Origin of the sequence: Mesorhizobium sp. M4B.F.Ca.ET.089.01.1.1 (assembly GCF_004022605.1) — a bacterium.
Classification (GTDB): Bacteria; Pseudomonadota; Alphaproteobacteria; order Rhizobiales; family Rhizobiaceae; genus Mesorhizobium; species Mesorhizobium abyssinicae.
Window position 1 is genome coordinate 1 of the sequence record NZ_RZOS01000898.1, and the last position, 1,091, is coordinate 1,091.

The 1,091-nt window shown below is 68.2% G+C and carries 1 protein-coding gene; it reads right to left on the reverse strand.

Annotation, left to right across the window (positions count from 1 at the left end):
• On the reverse strand, nucleotides 1-1,091 hold a 1,091-nt coding region (locus tag EN780_RS34850; protein ID WP_128276511.1), incomplete at both ends, for an FtsX-like permease family protein.

Sequence of the window (1,091 nt, forward strand, 5' to 3'; positions counted from 1 at the left end):
GATGCCGACCGTGACCGCCAGCGAAACCAGCATCGTCGCCACCGCCACTTCCGGCATGAAATGCGATGGCAGCGTCATGATGCGCGCGACCACGAACCAGGCCGCCACGCCGCCCGCCGCCAGCGCGAAGACCGCCGTGGCAAGGCCGATCAGCACATATTCCAGCGAGAACGCCGTGATCAGCGTCCTGCGAGTCGCGCCCAGCGTCTTCAGCACCACCGCATCATGGATGCGCGCCCGGTTGCCGGCGGCGAGCGCGCCGGAGAGCACCAGCACCGATGCGATCAGCGCCACGCCGGCAGCAGTGCGGATCGCGGTGCCGAGCTGGCCCACCAGCCGGTTGACGATGTCGAGCGCATCCTTGACCCGGACCGTCGTCACCGCCGGAAAAGCGCGGGTGACGGCGTTGAGCAGACGGGCGTCGTCCGCCGTGGACGCGTTCTTGTCGGTCAGCGTCGCCAGCCAGCCATGCGGGGCTCCGGCGAAGGTGTTGGGCGAGAACACCATGACGAAATTGATGCCCATCGTCTCCCATTCGACCTGGCGGAAATTGGCGATCCTGGCGGTCACGTTGCGTCCCAGCACATTGACGGTGACGGTGTCGCCAAGTTTCAACCCGATCTGCCGCCCCTCCTCGGCCGAGAACGACACCAGCGCCTCGCCGGCATAGTCCTGCGGCCACCACGTGCCTTGCGTCAGCGTCGCGTTGGCGGGCATTTTGGCATCGTAGGTCAGGCCGCGGTCGCCGCGCAGCACCCAGGCGCCTTCCGGCGGCACGCTCACCTTGCCGACATCGATGCCGTTCAGCGCCATCACCCGTCCGCGCATCATCGGCACCTTGGCCAGCGTTCCGCCGGGGGCCTCCTTGCCGATCAGCGCCGAGAAGGCGTCGACATCGCCGCTCTGGATATCGACGAAGAAGAAGTTCGGCGCCCGTTCCGGCAGGCTGCCGGAGATCTGCCGCCTGAGATTGCCGTCGATCAGCGCCAGCGTCACCAGAAGCGTCAGCCCGAGCCCGAGCGACAGCACCACCGACGGCGTCAGGGCGCCCGGCCGGTGGATGTTGCCCAGCGCCAGCCTGAGCGCGACCG